This is a genomic window from Pseudomonas sp. FG13 (assembly GCF_057809755.1).
In genome coordinates this window covers 85,171-108,215 of sequence record NZ_JBMDKO010000019.1, presented here as the reverse complement: position 1 = coordinate 108,215, position 23,045 = coordinate 85,171, and the positions used below count along the sequence as shown (strand labels likewise).

Below are 23,045 nucleotides of genomic sequence, written 5' to 3'. Positions count from 1 at the left end.
AGTACTCGGCTACGAACCGAGCGGTCACAGGTTCGAATCCTGTCGAGTGCACCATATATCAAAAAGCCCGCGTTTAACGCGGGCTTTTTGTTGTCTACGATTTGCCTTTCACACAGCCTTTCTCATCGAACACGACCTCTGCGCTGCGACCGTTTCTCGCTTTATAGGTGTAGCGGGTGCTCGAATTCCTGATCCTGATTGAATCGGGTTTGCCGAGGGCGCTTTCCACGTCCTGCTGGTTCATGCCGGTGACGATTCGCCTGTCCATGATTGCATCACGACGCTGCCCGGGGCTCAGCAGGTTCCCGCAGCGCTCTTCGAGCTGGCCAACGACCGTCGGTTCCCTGCGCTTGGTTTTGTTGCTGGATGTTTGTCGGTGTTCCGCTTCGGGCAGCATAGATTCGCGGGTTGGCTCGGTTGAGCCCGGGCTGTACGGATGGATTCGTTGCAATGACAGATCCTCCCCTGGCCCGCAGCTCAAGGTGGTAAAGGTGACATGCCCTGCGCTGTTTTCGCAGCGATGAACGGTGTGTTCGGTGCCCCATGAGGGCAGGCAGTACAGGGTGGCGAGCAGAAAAATATAGCGATTGAGCGGCATTCGAGCGCCTTCCTTGCGGATGAAAGGTGGGAGTTGATGCATTCATTACCTGTGGGAGCAAAGCTTGCTCGCGACAGCGGCAGCTCAACCGATTCGCTGTCTGTTGACTGGCTGCAATCGCGAGCAAGCTTTGCTCCCACGGCTCGTGATCGGCTGACTGACCTCAGGGTAGCCGCTCCATTTTTGCCGGGTGGTGTGTTTTCTTTTCAGGATAAAACGTCGTAAATCCACAGGTTCAGCCTGTGTTCAGGTTTGTCTCGCAAGCGCTTGTTCTTGCCATGATTTTTTAACGTTTTAAAACGCCAAGCGGTGTATGATTGCGCCCGTCAGCCCCGCCGGGGCTTTGGAATACTTCCATGGACTTACCCAGTAGTTACTCAAAAGCTCGTTTCACCAATCATGAATTGACTGATTGATCCTTCCGGCGCGCCCCACTGCTGGGAGTGGAGTTCGCCTATGACCGAAGTTGAAGTAAAGAAAACGCAGGAAAGCCTTCAGGACCGTCTCGCGCAAGTCGTTGAGCTGCTGCATCGCCAGCGGGTCGTGGAGGACCTGACGCATCGTCAGGAAGGCCCACATCATGACCGGGTCGAGAACCTGGTCCACCGGCAGAACCTCGTTGAGCTGCAACGCAAGCTCGATGACCTGCACTCCGCCGACGTTGCCTACATCCTTGAAGCCTTGCCACTGGAAGAGCGTCTGACGGTCTGGCAACTGGTCAAGGCTGATCGCGACGGTGACATCCTGCTCGAAGTGTCCGACTCGGTTCGTGAAACCCTGATCGCCGACATGGATGATCACGAATTGTTGGCGGCGGCCAAGGAAATGGACGCTGACGAGCTCGCCGACCTTGCGCCCGAACTGCCACGGGACGTTGTTCACGAACTGATGGAAACCCTCGACGGCCAGCAGCGTGAGCGCGTGCGCTCGGCGTTGTCCTATGACGAGGAGCAGGTCGGTGCGCTGATGGACTTCGAGATGGTGACGATCCGTGAGGATGTCAGCCTTGAAGTGGTATTGCGCTACCTGCGTCGTCTCAAGGAACTACCGGGGCATACCGACAAGCTCTTTGTGGTCGATTACGACGGCGTGCTCAAAGGCGTGCTGCCGATCAAGCGATTGCTGGTCAACGATCCTGAGAAGCAGGTCGCCGAGGTCATGGCCAGCGATCCGGTGAGTTTTCATCCAGACGAAGACGCCTATGATGCGGCCCAGGCGTTCGAGCGTTATGACTTGATTTCCGCCCCGGTGGTCGACAAGAACGGCAAGCTGATCGGCCGTCTGACCATCGATGAAATGGTCGACTTGATTCGTGAGGAAAGCGAAAGCGAAGTCCTCAACATGGCCGGTCTGCGTGAAGAGGAAGACATCTTCGCCTCGGTCTGGAAATCCCTGCGCAACCGTTGGGCCTGGCTGGCCATCAACCTGATCACGGCGTTTGTCGCCTCCCGGGTCATCGGTTTGTTCGAGGGCTCCATCGAGCGGTTGGTGGCGCTTGCGGCGCTGATGCCTATCGTTGCCGGTATTGGCGGCAACTCCGGCAACCAGACCATCACCATGATCGTTCGTGCCATGGCGCTCGACCAGGTCAGCACCGGCAATACCTCGCGATTGATGCGCAAGGAGCTGGCGGTGGCCCTGATCAACGGCGTGCTGTGGGGCGGAGTGATCGGTGTGGTGGCGTATCTGCTTTATGGCAGTTGGTCATTGGGAGTGGTCATGACGGCCGCGATGACCCTCAACCTGCTGTTGGCGGCATTGATGGGCGTCTTGATCCCCATGACCCTCGCCCGCTTGGGGCGTGACCCGGCCATGGGTGCGAGTGTAATGATTACCGCCATGACCGACAGCGGCGGGTTCTTTATTTTCCTGGGGCTGGCGACCATCTTCCTGCTCTGAGTCGCTGGTCAAAAAAACCGCTTATCTGGTGTAACGCTGTCCACTTAAGGCTTGCCCAGCTCATTGTGGCGAGGGGATTTATCCCCGCTGGGGCGCGCAGCGGCCCTAAAATCAGACTACTCGGTGCATCAGGCAGAGCGAGTCGACTGCTTTGGGGCTACTGCGCAGCCCAGCGGGGATAAATCCCCTCGCCACAACGGCATTACGCTTGTCTGGCGGTTTTTTATGGGGCTCGAAAATACAAGTCGAGCCCAAATCCCAGGCAAAAAAAAGCCAGCGCAAGGCTGGCTTTGGGTATTGCAGTGCGATCAGGACGCGTCGGCGGCCATCTCTGCGTCGTGGGCAATCAGCGAAACGAGGGCGTTCTGCTGGCGGTGGGAGAGTTGTCGGAAGCGTTGAAGCAGTTCGCGCTCATGGAGTGACAGCTCCGGGCTGTCCAAGCGCATGCTCAATTCTTCACCCAACGCGCCTTCCTGGATAAGGCTTTGCTCGAGGCGCGCGATGATTTCTGAGTTCATGCTGCGGTGATGATTGCGAGCCACCTCGGCAATGCGTTCCCGCATTCCGTCTGGCAGACGTACGACGAACTTGTCAGCCGTACGGCTGGAATAAATTGCCTTTGTCATTGGGCGCATATTTATTTAACCGGTTAGTTCAGGGGAGCGGTTCTCGGGATTGGCCGCAGGATGTCGCATAGGACAAGCACCGTGACCAAATGTTCAACCTGAATTGTTAAGAGGCCCGCATCATGCCTCAAAATTGCCAGATCATTGGCGCCAATTCTGTGACAAATATTGATCCGCGTAAAGGCGTTCTGCCATTACCCTTCATCAAAAATGCGGACTGGTTTGAAAAACCAACAGGTCTGCACGTTGTGACCACCGCATCGTGTCTATGTGCCATACCGTCCGGCGGATAACCGAAACGACAGCAAAGACCGGTGCTGTCCTTGTATTGTATAGGATAGTGGCAATTTGCCGATTTACTAGCAGGGGCGGGCTGGGGAGGATGAGCGGCGTCCCGTTTATCCGTGTCATCGCACGGAGGGGTGGTGAACGGCAGCATTTGCCTACACTTAAAAAGCCTACGGACGACATGACAAACGCCAGGCCGGCCGTTAACATGCACGCCGTCCATCGCACCGCGTTTCTCGTGGTCGACCTGTGTCTCAGTAGCTCAATTGGATAGAGCATCCCCCTCCTAAGGGGAAGGTTGGCAGTTCGAACCTGCCCTGGGACACCACTATTGTCAGCCTGCCTCCCTGTAGCGCATTACCCCTTCCTCTATTCACATGATCGATTGGCGTTAACCGTCAGCCAGCACGGCCTCCCGCAGCCCGTGCTGTGAACCAGTGCCCATTTTTTCAACCGTGTCACAAACGCGTTTACCGGACGCGAAACTTTCTCCTCTGATGGCAATCTGACCGTCTCGGTACGTTGTAGGAAACTTCCTAATTACGTGCCTTTTTAATGGGCATCAGTGCCGATGCTCACCGTACTCCCGGATTCAAGCCACAAGGATGTGTCATGCGCGCAGCCGCACCTTGCCGAACGCGTCAATCACGCACTGCTCGTCGCCCGGTCGACCGCGCTCGTTCTTCTTCACAAAACGCTCAGCGGCTTGCGCTGCTGTTGCTGGCCGCCTGGACGGTGGGGGCGGGGAGCGTTGCCCAGGCGGCTGGGCCGGAAGAAGAGTTGCTGCGTCAGCGTGAGCGTGAGCGGGTGTTGCGTGATCAGTTGGAGTCCCGGCCGGATGTGCGCCTGCAAGCGGCGCCTGTCGCGGACGGTGCCGATCGCCTGCCCGCCAAGGAAAGCCCATGCTTTGCCATCGACGACATCCGCCTGATCGGCGAGGCGTCGGAAAAATTCCAGTGGGCCTTGCGCGCCGCCAACCCCAAGCATGATCCGGCTATCGGTCGTTGCCTGGGGGGCGCGGGGATCAACCTGACGATGAAGCGCATGCAGAATGCGATCATCGAGGCCGGCTATGTCACCACTCGGGTGCTCGCCGAATCCCAGGACTTGAACAGTGGCGTCCTGGTGTTGACCCTGGTGCCGGGGCGCATTCGCGAGATTCGCTTCCAGGAGGGCACCAGTTCCCGGGCCAATGCCTGGAATGCTATGCCGGCCAATCCGGGCGACCTGCTCAACCTGCGGGACATCGAGCAGGCGCTGGAAAACTTCAAGCGCGTGCCGACCGCCGAAGCCGACATTCAGATTGCACCGGCCCGTGCCGCCGACGCCAAGCCCGGTGAAAGCGACGTGGTGATCGCCTGGACCCAGCAGTTCCCGGCCCGCGTCAGCCTGTCGGTGGACAACTCGGGTAGCAAGACCACCGGTAAGTACCAAGGCAACGTGTCGTTGTCCCTGGACAACCTGCTGTCGCTCAACGATCTGTTCTACGCCAGCGTCAACCACGACCTGGGTGGCGGCGAGTCCGGCCATCGCGGCTCCGACGGCAACACCCTGCATTATTCGCTGCCGTTCGGTTACTGGCAGTTGGGTTTCACCACCAGTGAATACAACTACGAACAGTCCGTCGCTGGCGCCAACCAGACCTATCAGTACCGCGGCGAGAGTCGTAACAACGAACTGCGCCTGTCGCGCCTGCTGTATCGCGATGCCGTTCGCAAGACCACCGCGTGGGGCAGCCTGTGGACGCGTTCGTCGGAGAACTTCATTGACGACACCGAGATCGGCAACCAGAAACGGCGCATGGCCGGCTGGCAACTGGGGCTGAACCATCGCGAGTTCATCGGCGCCTCGATTCTCGACCTGGGCGCCGCCTACCGCCGTGGCACCGGGGCCCATGACGCGCTCAGGGCGCCTGAAGAAGATTTCGACGCGGGCACCTCACGCTCGCAGATCATCACTGCCGACGCCCAGTTGCAGGTGCCGTTCCAGGTCAGTGACCAGCGCCTGCGCTACATCGGCGGCTGGCGTGCGCAATGGAACCGGACGCCGCTGGTGCCCCAGGACCGCTTCTCGATTGGCGGGCGCTACAGCGTGCGGGGCTTCGACGGGGAAAACATTCTGTCCGCCGACCGTGGCTGGACCCTGCGCAACGAGGTCGGCCTGTTTTTGGGGCAGACCGGCCAGGAACTCTACACCGGCATCGACTATGGCGAGGTCAGCGGCCCTTCCAGCGAGTTCCTGATCGGCAAGCGTCTGGCGGGGGCCGTGGTGGGTATACGCGGCGGCTACAAGGGCCTGTCCTATGACTGGTCGTTCGGGACGCCATTGAAGAAGCCCGATGGTTTCGAGACGGCCAACGTGACCAGCGCGTTCACCGTCATCTGGTCATTCTGAGGTGATCCCATGCAGTTCGAGACGCTAGACATCATTGCCCCCGGCTTGATCGACGAGCCCTGGAACGAGGCTGCCGTGTTCGGCTCGGCCACTTGGTTGTGGATGCATTCCAAGGCCCACCGCGATGCGCCGTTGCACAGCTTGCCGACGTTGTTGTTGCCGGCCCTCAAGCATCGTCAGTTCGTGCTCGCCAGCGAACAGGGAAAACCGGTGTTCTACCTGTCCTGGCTCAACCTCGACGCGGCCACCGAGCAACGCTACCTGAGGCAATCGCCACTGACCCTGACAGAGGCCGACTGGAACAGCGGCGAGCGCCTCTGGCTCAACGACTGGGTCGCGCCGTTCGGCCACACCGGCGTGGTCACCCGCCTGCTGCATCGACAGTTGTTCGCCAACCGGTGTGGGCGTGCGCTCTATCACCGAGGCGAGGAGCGCGGCCTGCGGGTCAAGACATTCCAAGGGATCGGTGTCATCCCTGAACAGGCCAAGGCCTGGTTTGCCGCTCACCCGCTGGCAGTCGCACCGTAACGCTAACCCCGAGTTAATTGCGGGCCAGAACCGCAAATGGAATTGCCATGAACAAGCACCTGTACCGAATCGTTTTCAACAAGGCTCGCGGACTGCTGATGGTGGTGGCCGAGAATGTCACCAGCCAGGTCAAGGCTCCGGGGACCCGTTGCGGCCCGATGACGGGACCGGTGGCTTGTACGGCGACCCTCGGGCCGTTGCGCTTTGCGGTGATGGCGGCGATCGGGCTGGTGTCCTTGAGTGCGGCGCCTGCCTGGGCCGCTACCATCGTGGCGGACCCCGGGGCGCCGGCCGGCCAGCGCCCCGGCGTGATCGAAAGCGCCAACGGTACGCCCCAGGTGAACATCCAGGCCCCCAGCGCGGGGGGCGTTTCGCGCAATACCTACAGCCAGTTCGACGTCGACAACCGTGGCGTGATCCTCAACAACGCCACGACCAACAGCCAGACCAAACTGGGCGGCTGGATCGAAGGCAACCCGATGCTGGGCAATGGCAGCGCGCGGGTTATTCTCAACGAAGTCAACTCCGCCAACCCCAGCCAACTGCGCGGCTATGTCGAAGTCGCGGGCCAGCGCGCCGAAGTGGTGATTGCCAACCCGTCCGGCATTACTTGCAACGGCTGCGGCTTCATCAATGCCGACCGGGCGACCCTCAGCACCGGTCGGGCGCAGTTGGAGAACGGACGCATCAGCGGCTACACCGTGCAGGGCGGGACGATCAATATTGAAGGCAAGGGCCTGGATGCCCGCGAGACCGACTACACGGACCTGATCGCTCGTAGCGTGCAGGTCAACGCCGGAGTCTGGGCCAACGACCTGAAGGTCACGACCGGACGCAACCAGGTCAACGCCGATAACACCCAGGCCACGCCACTGCCGGGTGACGACGCAGAAAAGCCCAGCGTGGCCATCGACGTCGCCAAGCTGGGCGGCATGTACGCCGGCAAAATCATGCTGGTGGGCACCGAGTCCGGCGTGGGTGTGCGCAACGCCGGGCAGATTGGCGCCATGGCCGGTGAGGTGGTCGTCAGCGCCGACGGTAAGTTGCAGAACCAGGGCGCGATCAGCAGCGCTACCGCGACCCGCATCAAGGCCACCGAGGTCGACAACAGCGGCACGCTCTACGCCAAGGGCGACATGACGCTCGACAGCACTGGCGACATCGACAACAGCGGCACCGTTGCCAGCCAGAACCACACGACGCTGACCGCCCGCAACATCCGCAGCACCCAGGCGTCCAGCGTGGCGGCGGGTGTCGGCGCGGACGGCAAGCTGGCCGGCGCGGGCAACCTCGCGCTGCGGGCCGGCACGGTCAAGGCGCAAGGGCAGAACCTGGCGTCCGGGGACGTCAGCGTCGCCGCTGCTGACCTGGATCTGAGCGGCAGCCAGACCCAGGGGCGCAATGTCACCCTGACCGCCAGCACGGGCGACGCTAATCTCGCCGGCAGCCAGGTCGATGCCACCCAGGCGCTGAACGCAACGGCGGCCAAGACCCTGCGCACCGACGCGGCCAAGGTCAACGCCGGCAACCTGCAATTGAGCGCCCGGGACATTGCCAACACCGGCGGTGAGCTGATCCAGACCGGCACTGCAGACGCCTCGATCAAGGCCAGCGCGACCCTCGACAACCGCGACGGGCGAATCGCCGCCAATGCCGACAACCTGAAGCTGGGCGCCAGTCGCCTGGACAACGGCAAGGGCAAGGTCGAGCACGCCGGCAAAGGCACCCTGGATATCCAGGCCAATCAATTGGCCGGCGGCAAAGGCAGCGTGGCCAGCAACGGCAAGGTGACGATCAAGGCTACTGACGTGGTGGTGGACGATGGCCTGACCCAAGGCCAGCAGATCACGTTCGACACCCAGACCCTGTCCAACCAGCGCGGACAGATTGTGCAGACCGGCGCGCAGCCCTTGCAGGTGACCGCCCGTGAGCGCTTCGACAACCAGGACGGGCGCGTCAGCAGTGCCGGCGCGGTGAACCTGGATGTCGGCACGCTGAACAACCAGGGCGGCAAAGTCGTCGCCACCGACGGCGGGGCGCTGACGGTGACCGCCGGCCAACGGATCGACAACAGCTCAGGCACCCTGGCCGCCAGCGGCAACGCTCAGGTGAAGGGTGCCCGCCTGGACAACAGCCAGGGTACCGTGAGTGCTGGGGGCGAGTTGCGGGCGACGTTCGATCAGTTGAACAACATCGGCGGCACGATGGCCGCCACCCAGCGCATGGAGATCATCGCCGGGCAATTCAATAACACCAATGGCGTGCTGGGCTCGGTGCAGTCCGGGCTGCGGGTCAGCGTCTCCGGCGATGGGCTGAACAACAGCGGCGGGCGTCTTGAAGCGCTGGGTGACATCACACTGTCGGCCCTGGGCCTGAATAACCAAAGTGGCGTGATCAGCGGCGGCGCCCTGGACCTGGACAGCCACGGCAACCGGGTGGACAACAGCCAGGGCACGCTGAACGCCACCGCAACCCTCGACCTGCGCAGCGGCCAATTGCATAACGCCGCCGGCTTGATCCAGGCCAAGGGCAAGCTGCTGATCGACACCGGCAACCAGGCGCTGAACAACCTGCAGTCGGGCACCACCCAAGGGATCAGTGGCCAGGACAGCGTCGAGATCCGCACGGCCAGCCTCGACAACAGCGCGGGCTTCCTGGGGGCCAAGGGGGCCCTGTTGCTCAAGGCCACCGACCTGGGCAATGGCAGCGGCGGCCAGATCATTGGCGAGAAAACCGTACGGGTCGAGAGCGCCCGGGTGGACAATCGTGGCGGTCAGTTGCAAGGCCTCGGCGATGTCCAGATGGTGCTGGGGAAGACGCTCAATAACCAGGGCGGGTTGATCCGCAGCGCAGGAACGCTGGACGTACGCGCCGACGTGCTCGACAACAGCGCCACCCGAGGCACCCAGCAAGGCCTCGAAGGCCGTGCCATGACCCTGGCGGTCAATACGCTTTCCAACCAGTCCGGTGCGATCCGCGCCGACCAGGGGCTGAGCCTGGGGATCAGCCAGGCGTTGAACAACGAAGGCGGGCTGATTTCCTCCGGCGCTGGCTTGAGCATCAGCGACCGCGACCCGGCGCAACGGCGCCAGGCCGTGCACAATCAGGGCGGCACCTTGCTCGCGGGCAGCCTGCTATCGCTCAATGCGGCCTACTACGGTGGCACCGGCAGGGCCCTGAGCCTGGGTGACCTGACCTTCAGGCTGCAAGGCGGCCTGGACCTGAGCGGCCAGATCCAGGCCAACGGTCAGGTCGACCTGAGCACCGAGGGCGCCTTCAACAACAGCGGGCAACTGCTGGCCGGTAACCTGCTGACGGTCCGGGCGCAGACGCTGGACAATGCCGGCACCGGCGAGATCAGCGCCGGCCAGGTTCGCCTGACCGTCAACGACAGCCTGACCAACCGTGGCCTGATAGATGGCCAGCAGGTGCGGGTGCAGGCCCTCTCGCTCAACAACATGGGCACGGGCCGGCTCTACGGCGACCGCCTGGCGATCAGCGCTTCGACGCTAAACAACCGGGACGAAAACGGCATCGGCGCGACCATCGCCGCCCGCGAGTCGCTGGACATTGGCGCCGGTAGCCTGGACAACCGCGAGCAGGCCCTGATCTTCAGCGCTGGCGACCTCGCCATCGGTGGCGCATTGAGCGCGGCTGACAAGGCCCAGGACCGCGCCCAGTTGCTGACCAACGCCAGCGCGACCATCGAGGCCCTCGGCAACCTGTCGCTGAACGTGCAAAGCGTGCGCAACACCAACGAGCATTTCAGCACCCGGCAGGTGGAAGTCAGTCGTACCGCCTTGCAGGAATTCCAACTCACCGGTTCGACGAACCGCTACCAGGGCAACCAGGTTTCGGTCAGCAGCGACGAGGTGCTCTACCTGGCCACCCCCGAGGGCCGGCAGGACAACTGGAACCGCTACGACTACACCCGGGTGGTGGAGGAAACCCAGATCGCCACCTCGGCACCGGCGCAGATCCTCTCCGGCGGGACGATGCAGATCAGCGCCGGCGACGTGCTCAACGACAAGAGCCGGATCATTGCCGGCGGACTGCTGCAAGCCGACATCGGCAGCCTGACCAACACTGAGCTGACGGGCCAGCGCACCACCACCGACAGCGGCACCGCCACCCACTTCTATCGCATCCAGCGCAAGGGGCGCGACCGCCAGGGCACGGCCGTCACAGGCTACACGCCGGCACCGATGATCCAGGACATCACCCTGCAACCGACCGTGTTCGCCGAGAACACCGCGGGCAACGGCACCGGCACCCAGATCGCCGCGCGCGCCACCCAGGGCGTCACCGAGCAGGTCGCCGCCGCAGGCGCGGTCAACGCCACGGGCAGCCGCACCCACCAGGTCGCGCCGATCGTCCAGGTCGCCGCCCAGACCACCCTGAACAGCAAAGGCGTGGCCGAGCAGATCCGCAGCGGCGGGCCGTCCCTCGAGCTGCCCAACAACAGCCTGTTCAACACCAACCCGCAGAACACCGGCGGCTACCTGATCGAAACCGACCCGCGCTTTGCCAGCTACCGCACCTGGCTGTCCTCGGACTACATGCTGCAGCGTCTGCAAGTCGACCCGGCCCTGACCCAACAGCGCCTGGGCGACGGTTTCTACGAACAGAAGCTGATTCGCGAGCAAGTGGCGCAACTCACCGGCCGACGTTTCCTCGATGGCTACGCCAATGATGAACTGCAGTATCGTGCCCTGATCGACAACGCCGTCACCGTCGCCAACCAATGGCAATTGGTGCCCGGCGTGGCGCTGACGTCCGAGCAGATGGCCCAATTGACCAGTGACATCGTCTGGCTGGTGCAAAAGCAGGTGACCCTCCCTAACGGCGACACCCGCAACGTGCTGGTGCCGCAGGTCTACGTGCGGGTCCAGGAAGGCGACCTCAACGGTTCCGGTGCGCTGATCGCCGGGCAGCGCCTGAACCTGAACATCGCCGGCGACCTGGTCAACAGCGGCAGCCTGGCCGGGCGCAGTGTCATGGCGATCACCGCGCAGAACATCGAGAACCTGGGTGGGCGTATCCAAGCCGACAACGCCTCGGTCACCGCCAGGGACAACCTCAACAACCTCGGTGGCCTGATCGGCGCCGTGGACAATCTGTCGGTGAAGGCTGGGCAGGACATCAACGTCATTTCCAGCAGTCGCGACAGCAGCAGTGCCCAAGGTACCCGGACGCAGTTGTCACGGGTGGCCGGGCTGTTCGTCAGCGGTGCCCAGGGCACGATGAATGTCAGCGCCGGCAAGGACCTGAATCTCACCGGGGCCCAGGTCGTGAATGCAGGCCAGGGCGGCAGCACGTCGCTGGAGGCCGGCAACAACCTCAACCTCGGCACCGTGGGCGAGGCGCATCAGCAAGCGTTGACCTGGAACAGCAGCAACTGGCGCAACGACGCCAGCCAGACCGAAGTCGGCTCGCTGATCCAGGGCCAGGGCGACGTCCGCCTGAGCGCGGGCCAGGACCTCAACGCCCGCGCCGCCCACGTGACCAGCGAGCAGGGCGCGGTGTTTGCCGAGGCCAAGCGTGACGTCAACCTCACCAAGGCCCAGAACTACCAGTTCGCCGACGAAGCGCACAAGGTCAAAGGCAAGAGCGGGTGGTTCTCCAGCAAGACCACCACCACCCGCGACACCGTCAGCCAGACCCAGGCCGAAGGCTCCACCCTGAGTGGCGAGCAGACTTATGTGCAGGCTGGTCGCGACATCAATCTGAGTGGCAGCAACGTGGTTTCCACCACCAAGACCATCCTGGTGGCGGACAACAACGTCAACATCGAGGCGGCCACCGCCAGCAGCAGCGAACGCCACGACAAGACCGTCAAGAAAAGCGGCTTGTTCAGCGGCGGCGGCATCGCCGTGACCCTCGGTACCCAGAAACAGAGCGTCAAGGATCTCGCCACGGAGCACACGGCCGTGGCGAGCACCGTGGGCTCGACCACCGGCGATGTGCTGATCGAAGCGGGCAAGGGGTACCGTCAGGTGGGCAGCCAGGTGTCGGCGCCCCAAGGCAACATCGACGTCACGGCGCAGACCATTGATGTCGTCGAAGCCCGTAACACCCGTGAGCGCGAGCGCGAAACCCTGTTCAAGCAAACCGGGTTCACCCTCACCGTGACCAACCCGGTGATCAGCGCGATTCAAACCAACCAGCAGATGAAACGGGCCTCGGAGAAAACCGACGACGGACGCATGAAGGCCCTGGCCGCCGCGACCGCCGTGCTGGCGACCAACAACGCCGCCACCGCCGTGGCGATGGACCCAGGCTCGGCCGGCGGGATCAACATCAGCCTGTCGCTGGGCACCAAGAAAAACCAAAGCACCACCACCTACACCAGCGACAGCGCGGCCGGCTCGACCATGACCGCCGGCAACGACATCCGCCTGCGTGCCACTGGCGCGGGGGCGGCCAGCGACATCACCGTGCAAGGCAGCGATATCAAGGCCGGACGCAACGCCAGCCTGCTGGCGGACGGCGACATCAACCTGCTCGCCGCCCGCAATGTCGACAAGCAGGAGACCGACAGCAAAGGCAGCAGCGCGAGCATCGGCGTCGGCTTTTCCCTCGGTGCCCGCAACGGTTTCACCCTGGACCTGGGAGCGTCCGGCAGCCGTGGCCAGGCAGACGGCGATGGCCTCACTCACACCAATACCCATGTGCAGGCGGGTAACCAGTTGCTGTTGTCCTCGGGCGGCGATACTCACCTCAAGGGCGCGGTGGCCAGTGGCAAACAGGTACTGGCCGACGTCGGCGGCGACCTGACCATCGAAAGCTTGCAAGACACCAACACCTACGTCGTCGATGAGAAGAGCCTGGGCGTTGGCATCAGCCTGTGCGTCCCGCCGTTCTGCTACGGCATGAGTTCGGTCAACGGCATGAGTGGCAGCTTCGGGGCCACGGACATCGACTCCAACTACGCCAGCGTGATCGAGCAATCCGGGATCAAGGCCGGCGACGAGGGCTTCGACATTCGCGTGGGCGGCAACACCGACCTGGTCGGCGGGGTGATCGCCAGCAGCGACAAGGCCGTGCAGGACGGCAAGAATCGCCTGGTCACCGCCAGCCTCACCAGCCGCGACATCAAGAACAAGGCCGAATACGACGCCAGTTCCGTCAGCGTCGGGGGCGGCTATCGCGAAGTCGGCAAGGACCAGCAGGGCAACGCCACCAGCGGCGGCACGCAAACCCCGGGTACCGGGCTGCCGCAGAACGGCAATGAGCTCAGCGCCACCATGCCGATTGCCATCAGTGCCAGCGACGACGCCAGCAGCGTCACCCGCAGCGGCATCAGTGGCGGCACGGTCGTCATCACCGATGATGCCGAGCAGCAGAAGCGCACCGGCAAGAATGGCGAGCAAACCGTCGCCAGCCTCAATCGCGACGTCTCCAGCGACCGCGATACCAGCAACGCGCTCAAGCCGATCTTCGACGAAGATGAGATCCGCGCCGGTTTCGAGATTGTCGGCGCGTTCGCCAACGAAGCCAGCACTTTGCTCGCCAACAAGGCCAAGGAGGTCGATGCCAAGCGCAACCAGGCCGAGGAAGACAGGGCCAAGGCCCTCGACCCGAATGCGAACCTGACCGACGCCGAGCGATTGGCGTTGCTCAACAATTCCCAGCGGCTGACTGTCGAAGCCCGCGACATCGCCGACAAGTGGGGCGCGGGCGGCACTTACCGCCAGATCACCACCGCCCTGGTGGGCGCGGCCAGCGGCAACATCAGCGGCAGTAACGGCGCATTCGTCCAGAGCCTGGTGGTCAACTACGTGCAACAGCAAGGCGCGGGCTACATCGGCGACCTGGTGGCGGACGGCAAACTCACTGAAGGCTCGCCGCTGCATGCCGCGCTGCATGGCATCGTCGCCTGCGCGGGCGCCGCGGCCAGTAGCCAGAGCTGCGGCAGTGGCGCAGCGGGCGCGGCGGCGTCGAGCCTGCTCACTGGCTTGTTCTCCGAAGCCAGCCCCAACGAAAGCGAAGCCCAGCGCGAAGCCAAGCGAAACCTGATCGTCAGCCTGGTCACCGGCCTGGCCGCCAGCAGCGCCTCGCTCGACCCGGCCACCGCCAACAGCGCGGCCGGCGCGGCGGTGGACAACAACTGGCTGGCGACCCAGCAACTGGTCCAGGCCGAGAAGGAATACAGCGCAGCCGATGGGCTGGCGGCCAAGGCGCAGGTGCTCGCCAAATGGGCCTACATCAACCAGAAACAAGACGTACTGACCCGCTTCGGCGTGGGCAAGGGCCTGGTGCAGGCGGGATGGGGCGACGTCGAAGGCCTGGCGCAGTTCCTCCTCCATCCGATTGACGGAATCAACGGCCTCAAGGCCCTGATCAACGACCCCGAGGCCCGCAAGCAGTTCGGCGATGGCGTGGTCAATGAACTCAACGCCAAACTCGATCGCGTCAAGGATGCCCTGGAAAATGGCGGCGACGACCGCGCCGTGCAGTTGGGTCAGGACCTGGGCGAACTGGTTTGGCAGGTGGGTAGTATTGCCACGGGCGTGGGTACGGCGGCCAAAGGCGGCGTGGCGCTGGCAAAAACAGGGATCAAGGTTGGGGCGCAAGGGCTTGAAAAGATGGCCGATATGGCCAAAATTGCCAAAGCTGAAGCGTCGGCTGGTAAGCCGGTGCAGTGGAGCAGCGTGGAGGGAGCCTATAGCGGGAAGCTTGAGGGGGGGTATGGCCCTGGCACGACGACCGTTAATGGGAAGGTTGTTGAAAATCCTGGGGATTACAGTGCTGGGATAAAAAAACCTAGTAAAGTGCTTCGCGAAGTAGAAATTAACTCTGGTGGTAAGGGCGCATGGTCCAAAGAGCTCAACAAACCTGAACCCAATACAATTTATAAAGTTGATGGGAACAAAATTTATCAAACAGATAGTTTGGGGCGCGTTGAAAAAGTTGAGTCTGATCTTTCTTTTGTGAAGAATGACAGGAACACGTATCAGCAGTGTGTGGCTGGTAAATGCGGGGTGGCGGGTGATGAGGGTGGGCACCTAATTGCAAGTATTTTTAACGGTCCAGGTGAAAAGTTAAATCTACTCCCCATGAATGGGAACTTAAACAAGGGTGTCTGGAAAGCAATGGAGAATGCTTGGGCGGATGCTCTAAAGGAGGGTAAGGCTGTTAGGGTAAAAATTGAGCCTGTTTACTCTGGTGGGAATGTTCGGCCAGATAGTTTTAACGTCGAGTACTCAATTGGTGGTGGTCGTCCTAAAGAAGTTTTGTTTAATAATTCACCAGGAGGTATCTGATGCGTAACGATAGCGATATTTATAATGATATTGGCGCGATTTTATTTGATGTCGCTCCAGAGGGGGCGTGTAAAGTTGTAATGCGCGCACAGTTAGCGCAGGAGTTGGACAGCTGCGAATATGAATATGACTTCGTGGATGAGCAAGGTAACGTGTCCTGGTTTACTGCTGGAGGACGTGCAAATGCTGATATGTTGAAGCTGTTGGTGGAACTCCGAAATTGGTATTTCCAGAATAAGCTAACGGCAGGTATGTCTGTTTGGAGTGGCTGTGAAGTGACGATTGACTTGGTTGAGGGAAAAATCGGGATTGAGTTTGTATATCCGCAATGAGGACGACTTCTGTGCGGGAAGTTTTGGGTCTTAAGTTTTGATTATGGGGCGGGACAGGATGTATTTAGAGGGAGGGTTTTTAATTGCTTGATTTTTAATGGTTTTTCCCTGTTTTATGAGGATTTCTGGGGCGAAGTGATGGGGGGAAGTGTTGTTTCAATCTTGAGAGAAGGGCTAGCTCAAGCACTGGAGGAACTATGTAAGTTTCATTTCTCCAATTCTTAGGACGGCGGTGCGGCGTGGGGTCCTGAGTTCAAATACACACCTTTCGATCTGCTACCTTTAGAGATTCACGCAATTTTCCGTGTGCGATAAAAACTAGGTTTGACTACGCCGGTTGTGGCAAGTCCTTTGCTGTTTGCCGAGGCGGTTGAGCTAGAGAGCATAGGCATCATTCTGATCAGCTTGTTGACCGGGTGGAGGCAGCCTACGCGCGTTTCTTCGGACTTCAGCAGCAAGAGTGACTACGGGTTCCTAACGTAAATACCAGAAATTTTCACGATATGGGCTTGAAGGAAACTTAAATGGTTCGGGCACCACTGGGAGATTCTCGCTACTGGTCTGAATGGGTTGCGTATGTTGACGAACGCATTGCCCGAGCGCTTGAGAACGCGCGGGCCCCGGCGGGCGATCCCGACTACGCGCCGCAGTACGTCTATACCATCGCCCAGGACCATTGGCACCAGATGCTAAGTCGCTACTCTGCCGGATGCCCTGTCGCCGACTTGCCTCCTTATTTCCCTGGGCTACTCGATGCCTGGGAAGAGGCCGAACGCCTGGGGGCAACGGTCTGGACACCTGAGCAGCAATTCACCCGCCACAGCTGGCGCGTCAACTATGACCATTACATCGTCTGCTTCTGGCTGGTGGGCTTGGGGTTGGCTCTGGAGATACCAGATGATCAATGGCGAAGGCTGCTGACCCTTATCGGCAACGAAGGCGAGGACGTGTTGCTCGACCGGGTCATCGCGAGTCGCACTCCCGAGCGCAAAGTGGGGGCCGCTCTCCTTTATCCCAAACCTTATGGACGACTGTTGGCGGCGGTGGATGCGCCGGTGGAGACGCAGGCTTCCAAGTTGGAAGCCTTTGTCAGTCACTGGTATCAGGAAGTCCGAACAGGGGCGAAATCCGGCTCCGATCCCCAGGCAGTCAGTTACAAGCATCCCTACTGGTACACCTATGGCGACGAGAATTTTGAAGGTGGCGCGTATTTCGGTCGCTGGTGCGTGGAAGCCGTGGCGGCGGTGAAGGCTTTTGGGTTGGATGATTCGCAGTGCCTGGGGCTTGAGCATTATCCAGGGGATTTACTCCGGTCCGATGGTCCGAGTACGCATCCGGTAAGGCAGGAGGTCGTGCCACCTGCGCCAGTGGTCGAGGAGACTAAAGTGGGATTTTGGGGACGGCTGTTGGGGCGTCGCTAAGTGACGATCTGACGAGCAAAGCCGGGCATGGCGCTGCCAGTTCAGCGAATCCCAAGTGGGCACGCTGTGGCGAGGGAGCTTGCTCCCGCTGGGCTGCGCAGCGGCCCCGACAAGGCAAGGGCCGCTTCGTGCCCCCGCGGGAGCAAGCTCCCTCGCCACAGATTCCACCTGGGGCTGCCAGATCTTTCTGACGAACTGGCATTAGCGCCTTTCTCGCACTAAACCTCTCCCATACGATCGGTTAACGGAACGCCACTTGCGGCCGATAAGCTGACGAGCACCCTTTTGGGCGCATCTTTTTTACTTGCCTGGACATCCTCGATGCTGGCGTACCACCAAAAAAGTTTTCTGATCGTCGATGATTTCTCGGATTTCCGCAGCTCGATCCGTTCCATGTTGCGTGAGCTGGGCGTCAAGGACGTGGACACCGCCGATACCGGCGAAGTGGCGCTGCGCATGTGTTCGCAGAAGCGCTATGACTTCATCCTGCAGGACTATCACCTGGGCGACGGCCGCAAGAACGGTCAGCAGGTGCTGGAAGACCTGATGATCGAGAAGCTCATCAGTCATGAAAGCGTGTTTCTCATGGTGACTGCCGAGACCAGCCAGGCCATGGTACTCAGTGCCCTGGAGCATGAGCCCGATGCCTACCTGACCAAGCCTTTCAACCGCTCCGGCCTGGCCCAGCGGCTGGAGCGGCTGGAGCAGCGCAAGACCCTGCTCAAGCCGATTCTCCAAGCGCTGGATCGTGGCAAGCCGCTGGAAGTGCTCAATGCCTGCATCGCCCTGTGCAAGCAGGATCCGCGCTACGGGCCGTTGTGCCTGCGATATCGGGCCGATGCGCTGCGGGACCTGAACCAGAACGAAGCCCTGGAGCGCCTGTACAACACCATCCTGGCTGATCGTCCGTTGCCTTGGGCCTATGCGGGCCTGGGCAAATTGATGTTCAAGCGCGGTCAGGTGGCGCAGGCCAAGGCCGTTTATGAAAAGGCCCTCAAGACATTTCCGATGATGCCTGCCTTGTATGACGGCATGGCCGATGTCCTGGTGGCCGAAGGTGACACGAAACAGGCGCAGGAGGTGCTGGAGGAAGCGGTTCGCCTGTCGCCCCTGGCGGTGCGTCGACAATCGCTGCTGGGCAAGTTGGCAATGACCAACGAAGATTACGACACCGCCTCCAGGGCCTACCGCCAGGCGGTCGGGCAGGGCGCGCAGTCGCGTTTCAAGGATCCGGAAAGCAACCTCGGCCTGGCCCATGCACTGATCAGCAAGGGCAGCGAGAAAGGCCTCGACACCCGGACCCGGCTGGAGATCAACACGACCCTCAGCGCGGTGGCGAAGGAAAATCTCAACGACCCGGGACTGCAGGTCCGGGCGCGACTGATGAAAGCCACGAGCCTGTTGCTGAACGATGCCGAAACCGCGGAAAAACTCACCGAGCAGGCTTTGCAGCGTCTCGACGGCATGGAGCAATTCATGAGCGCCGAGGCCGCGCTGCTGGTGGCCAAGCAGTTGCAGATGCTCGGCCAGACCAGCGCCGGCGAATCGATGCTCAAGAACTGTGCGGAAATCTACGGTGATGACCCGACGGTAATGCAAGGCATTGCCAAGCTCACTGACGACCCGAATATTCTCAATCAGGGCAATGCCGCCGCCGAGCTGAACCGCGAAGGTGTGCGTGTCTACAAGACCGGTGCGTTGCCCGAGGCGCGGGAGTTGTTCCGCCGTGCGCTGAAGATGCAACCGAAGAACATCAGTATTGCCCTGAACATGGCGCAATCCCTGCTGCATGGCACCGATACCAGTGTGGAATCGGAGCTGCTGGAGGAATGTCGCGCCTGCCTGAAACTGGTGGGCATGATGCCCGACACCGATGCGCGTTTTGCGCGCTATCAGAAACTGCGAAGCAAGGCATTTGGCGATGAATGACAGCGAACAGGCACTCGATTTTTCCACGGTGATCGCGTCGACCGTGCACGACATGAAAAACTCCCTGACCTTGCTCATGCAGGCTCATACCCAGTGGCTCGAGCGCCTGCCCGAAGCGGCGCAGCAGACCCCCGAGCAGGGTGTGATGGAGTTTGAGTTCGCCCACCTCAATGGCTTGATGGTGCAACTGCTGGGACTGTACAAGCTGGGTGTCAACCAGTTGCCGCTGCACCCGGCCTACCATGAGTTGGACGATTTCATCGAGGCGCAGTTGGCCGGCCATCAGGAGGTGTTCCGCAGCCGTGGGATCATGGTCACCTATGAGGTCGATCCTTTGAGCCCCCTGGGCTTTTTCGACCGAGAGCTGATTGCTTCGGTGCTCGACAACTGCATCAACAATGCCATTCGCCACGCCCGGCAGACGCTGTTGATCAGTGCGAGCGATGAAGCCGGGCAGTTGGTGCTCACCATCAACGACGACGGCCCAGGCTACCCACCCGAAATGATCGAGCGTCAGGCCGACTATGTTCAGGGCATCAATCACAGCAGCGGCAGCACCGGGCTGGGCCTGTACTTCGCCGCGCGGATCGCCGGGCTGCACCAGCGCGGCGGTGTGTGCGGGCGAACCGAAATTGCCAATGGCGGTGTGCTGGGGGGAGGCGTGTTCAGGATTTATCTGCCCTGAGCCTGTCCCACGCAGGAGGCCCTGGCCGCCTGCATCCTTGTGGGAGCGAGCCTGCTCGCGATAGCGCCGGGTCGGTTTATGCCGGGTTGTCTGATACGCCGCCATCGCGAGCAGGCTCGCTCCCACAGGGTGTTCCCAGGCTCGATGTTTATTGTCTCCAGGTGCTTGATATTCCGAACAGCTGAAGCCTATTTTGTACGGGTTGCCGTTCGCGGCTCGCACATAACAAGGAATGCGTCATGACGACCGATGGCCTGGGTTCACTCGCGCAGCGACTGACGGGCATTGATGAGATTGAATGTGTCACGCCGGACCTCAATGGCGTACCGCGGGGCAAGGTGATGACCGCTGCGGGTTTCCTGGAGGGGCGGCGGTTGCAGATGGCCCGGGGTGTGCTGCTGCAATGCATCATGGGCGGTTATCCGCCATCGCGCTTCTATGGCAGTGACGATGGCGATCTGGCGTTGGTGGCCGATCCGAAACAGATCCACCGTCTGCCCTGGAGTTCGCACCCCCGCGCCCTGGCAATCTGCGATGCCGATGAACTGACCGGTGAAAGCTCTCGTCTCTCGACACGCGGCCAGCTCAAGACGGTGATCGCCCGGTATGCTGCCCGGGGCTTGGCGCCGGTGGTGGCGACCGAACTGGAATTTTTCGTCTTCGCGCCCAACCCGGATCCGACCCAGCCATTCCAGCCCCCGGTGGGCTTGGATGGACGTCGTGAAGACGGCCACTCGGCATTCAGTGTCAGTTCCAACAACGGCCTGCGCCCATTCTTCAACGAGGTCTATGAATGCATGGCAGCCCTGGGGTTGCCGCGCGATACCTTCATGCATGAAATGGGTGTGAGCCAGTTCGAGATCAATCTGCTGCATGGCGATGCTCTGCTGCTGGCCGACCAGACCTTCCTGTTCAAGCACCTGCTCAAGGAGGTCGCTCTCAAGCACGGCCTGACCGTGGTGTGCATGGCCAAACCGCTGGCCCATACGCCGGGCAGTTCGATGCATATTCACCAGAGTCTCGTCGAGCTGGACAGCGGCCGTAATGTGTTCAGCGACGAGGCCTGCGAGCCAACGGCGGCGTTCAGGCACTTCATCGGCGGGCAACAGGCCGGCATGGCGGACTTCACGGCGCTGTTCGCGCCGAACGTCAACTCCTACCAGCGCCTGTGTCATCCGTTCGCGTCGCCGAACAATGCCTGTTGGTCTCACGACAATCGCTCGGCCGGGTTACGGATTCCGGCCAGTTCACCAGTGGCCCGACGGGTCGAAAATCGCTTGCCCGGGGCCGATGCCAACCCTTACCTGGCTATCGCTGCCAGCCTGGCGGCCGGTCTTCATGGGATTGAAAATCGCCTGGAGCCGAGCGCTGCGATCCAGGGTGAATTCCAGGTGCCGGATAATCTATCGTTGCCATGTACCTTGCATGCTGCCCTGGAGCGTCTGAGACGTAGCCTTCTGGCGAAGGAACTGTTCGGTACAGAGTTCATCGAAGGCTACATCGCGACGAAAACCCTGGAACTGACCAGCTACTTTGATGAAATCACGCCCTGGGAACGGCGTGTGCTGGCAGCCCAGGCTTAACGAAACGTCGCATTCGGGCTGCCTTCACAGGCGGCCCCTACTTATCTCAAGGAGCCGCTCGGAACGCCGATGCGCCAAGTCTGGAAACCTTTTCGAGCGCTTTATTTCGCCTCGCTGATGATGCTGATCGGTTCGGGGCTGTTGAGTACTTACCTGGCCTTGCGCCTGGCTGCCGAGCATGTGGACAGCCTGTGGGTCGGTGCGCTGATGGCCGCCAACTATTTCGGCCTGGTGCTGGGCGGCAAGATCGGCCATCGGCTGATTGCCCGTGTCGGGCATATTCGTGCCTACTCGGCCTGTGCAGGGATCGTCGGTGCGGCGGTGCTGGGTCACGGCCTGGTGAGCTGGCTGCCGGCCTGGGTGGTGCTGCGGGTGATCGTCGGTCTCGGCATGATGTGCCAGTACATGGTCATCGAGAGCTGGCTCAACGAGCAGGCCGATGCGAAGCAGCGTGGGGTGGTGTTCAGCGGCTACATGATCGCCTCGTACCTGGGGATGGTGCTGGGTCAACTGATCCTGGTGATCCACCCGGCCCTGGGGCTGGAACTGCTGATGCTGGTGGCGCTGTGCTTTGCCCTGTGCCTGGTGCCGGTGGCGTTGACCCGCCGGATCCACCCGGCGCCGTTGCGTCCGGCACCGATGGAGCCGCGGTTCTTCATCAAGCGCGTGCCACAGTCATTGAGTACGGTGTTGGGCTCCGGGCTGATCGTTGGCTCGTTCTATGGCCTGGCGCCGCTCTATGCCTCCCAGCAAGGGCTGTCGACCGAGCAGGTCGGCCTGTTCATGGGTAGCTGCATCTTTGCCGGCCTGCTGGTGCAGTGGCCGCTGGGTTGGCTGTCCGACCGTTACGATCGCGCGCTGCTGATCCGTTGCTTTGCCCTGTGCCTGGCGGTTTTCGCAGCGCCATTGGCAATTCTGTCGGCGGTGCCGCTGGAGGTGCTGTTCATCGCGGGGTTCTTCTGTTCGCTGATGCAATTCTGTTTGTACCCGCTGGCGGTGGCGTTTTCCAACGACCACGTCGAAGCTGATCGCCGGGTGTCGCTGACCGCCATGCTGCTGGTGACCTACGGTGTGGGTGCGAGTATCGGCCCGTTGGTGGCCGGGGTGCTGATGAAGTCGTTCGGCAGCCACATGCTGTATGCCTTCTTCACCTTTTTTGCATTGGTACTGGTGTGGCGCATACGGCCGAAAGCGGTGACCAACCTGCATCAGGTCGATGACGCACCGCTGCATCACGTGGCGATGCCCGACAGCATGTCCAGTTCGCCGCTGGTGGCGTGTCTCGATCCGAGGGTTGATGAGCAGGTGGTGCAGGAGCAGATGCAGGTGTCGCCGAATCCGGAGGTCGAGCCGGTGGCAGAGCCGGTTACCGAGGCGGCTGAGGCTGAGGAGCCTCAGGCCAGGTAAGAGAAGTGCGGCGCGCCCATCGCGAGCAGGCTCGCTCCCACAGGGACTTGGGTAACCCTTGTGGGAGCGAGCCTGCTCGCGATGAGGTC

The 23,045-nt window shown here is 61.5% G+C and carries 12 protein-coding genes and 1 tRNA gene; 11 read left to right on the top strand and 2 right to left on the bottom strand.

Annotated features, from left to right (window positions below):
• Nucleotides 1-94 precede the first annotated feature (94 nt).
• A complete protein-coding gene (locus ACODTO_RS16845) occupies nt 95-598 on the bottom strand; it encodes an outer membrane protein assembly factor BamE (protein ID WP_139647846.1) in 504 nt (167 codons plus the stop codon).
• Nucleotides 599-1,054: 456 nt separating this feature from the next.
• Here ACODTO_RS16845 and mgtE point away from each other — a divergent pair, with 456 nt between their 5' ends.
• Nucleotides 1,055-2,497: a magnesium transporter gene (gene mgtE / locus ACODTO_RS16840; RefSeq protein ID WP_041023496.1), complete on the top strand. Its 1,443-nt coding sequence runs from the start codon at nt 1,055-1,057 to the stop codon at nt 2,495-2,497.
• A gap of 308 nt (nt 2,498-2,805) precedes the next feature.
• Here the strand turns inward: mgtE and ACODTO_RS16835 are convergent, their stop codons facing one another.
• Nucleotides 2,806-3,132 carry an Arc family DNA-binding protein gene (locus ACODTO_RS16835; RefSeq protein ID WP_047701087.1) on the bottom strand — a complete coding sequence of 109 codons (327 nt, stop codon included), beginning with the start codon at nt 3,130-3,132 and terminating at the stop codon, nt 2,806-2,808.
• A gap of 530 nt (nt 3,133-3,662) precedes the next feature.
• Between ACODTO_RS16835 and ACODTO_RS16830 the strand changes: the two genes are divergently transcribed.
• The 10 genes from ACODTO_RS16830 to ACODTO_RS16785 all read left to right on the top strand — a co-directional run bounded on the left by ACODTO_RS16830 (nt 3,663) and on the right by ACODTO_RS16785 (nt 22,956).
• Nucleotides 3,663-3,739 (top strand) — tRNA-Arg (locus tag ACODTO_RS16830).
• Between the two features lie 284 nt (nt 3,740-4,023).
• Nucleotides 4,024-5,805, top strand: a complete 1,782-nt coding sequence (locus tag ACODTO_RS16825; protein WP_139647848.1) for a ShlB/FhaC/HecB family hemolysin secretion/activation protein — start codon at nt 4,024-4,026, stop codon at nt 5,803-5,805.
• A gap of 9 nt (nt 5,806-5,814) precedes the next feature.
• Entirely contained in the window at nt 5,815-6,333 is a 519-nt protein-coding gene (locus ACODTO_RS16820; RefSeq protein ID WP_042728505.1) for a toxin-activating lysine-acyltransferase, read from the top strand.
• Nucleotides 6,334-6,380: 47 nt separating this feature from the next.
• Complete coding sequence (locus tag ACODTO_RS16815) at nt 6,381-15,599, top strand: two-partner secretion domain-containing protein (RefSeq protein ID WP_489106746.1); 9,219 nt, start codon at nt 6,381-6,383, stop codon at nt 15,597-15,599.
• Nucleotides 15,599-15,931, top strand: a complete 333-nt coding sequence (locus ACODTO_RS16810; RefSeq protein WP_139647852.1) for a hypothetical protein — start codon at nt 15,599-15,601, stop codon at nt 15,929-15,931. Before ACODTO_RS16815 ends, ACODTO_RS16810 begins: the two co-directional genes overlap by 1 nt.
• Before the next feature lie 524 nt (nt 15,932-16,455).
• Nucleotides 16,456-17,352: a PoNi-like cognate immunity protein gene (locus tag ACODTO_RS16805; RefSeq protein WP_489106745.1), complete on the top strand. Its 897-nt coding sequence runs from the start codon at nt 16,456-16,458 to the stop codon at nt 17,350-17,352.
• Nucleotides 17,353-17,673: 321 nt separating this feature from the next.
• Nucleotides 17,674-19,281: a tetratricopeptide repeat-containing response regulator gene (locus ACODTO_RS16800; protein ID WP_175363335.1), complete on the top strand. Its 1,608-nt coding sequence runs from the start codon at nt 17,674-17,676 to the stop codon at nt 19,279-19,281.
• Nucleotides 19,274-19,966 (top strand): sensor histidine kinase, encoded by a 693-nt coding sequence (locus ACODTO_RS16795; protein WP_139647860.1) that lies wholly within the window; start codon nt 19,274-19,276, stop codon nt 19,964-19,966. Before ACODTO_RS16800 ends, ACODTO_RS16795 begins: the two co-directional genes overlap by 8 nt.
• A gap of 341 nt (nt 19,967-20,307) precedes the next feature.
• Nucleotides 20,308-21,549, top strand: a complete 1,242-nt coding sequence (locus tag ACODTO_RS16790; RefSeq protein WP_489106748.1) for a glutamine synthetase family protein — start codon at nt 20,308-20,310, stop codon at nt 21,547-21,549.
• A gap of 69 nt (nt 21,550-21,618) precedes the next feature.
• Nucleotides 21,619-22,956, top strand: a complete 1,338-nt coding sequence (locus ACODTO_RS16785) for an MFS transporter (protein ID WP_139647864.1) — start codon at nt 21,619-21,621, stop codon at nt 22,954-22,956.
• Nucleotides 22,957-23,045 lie beyond the last annotated feature (89 nt).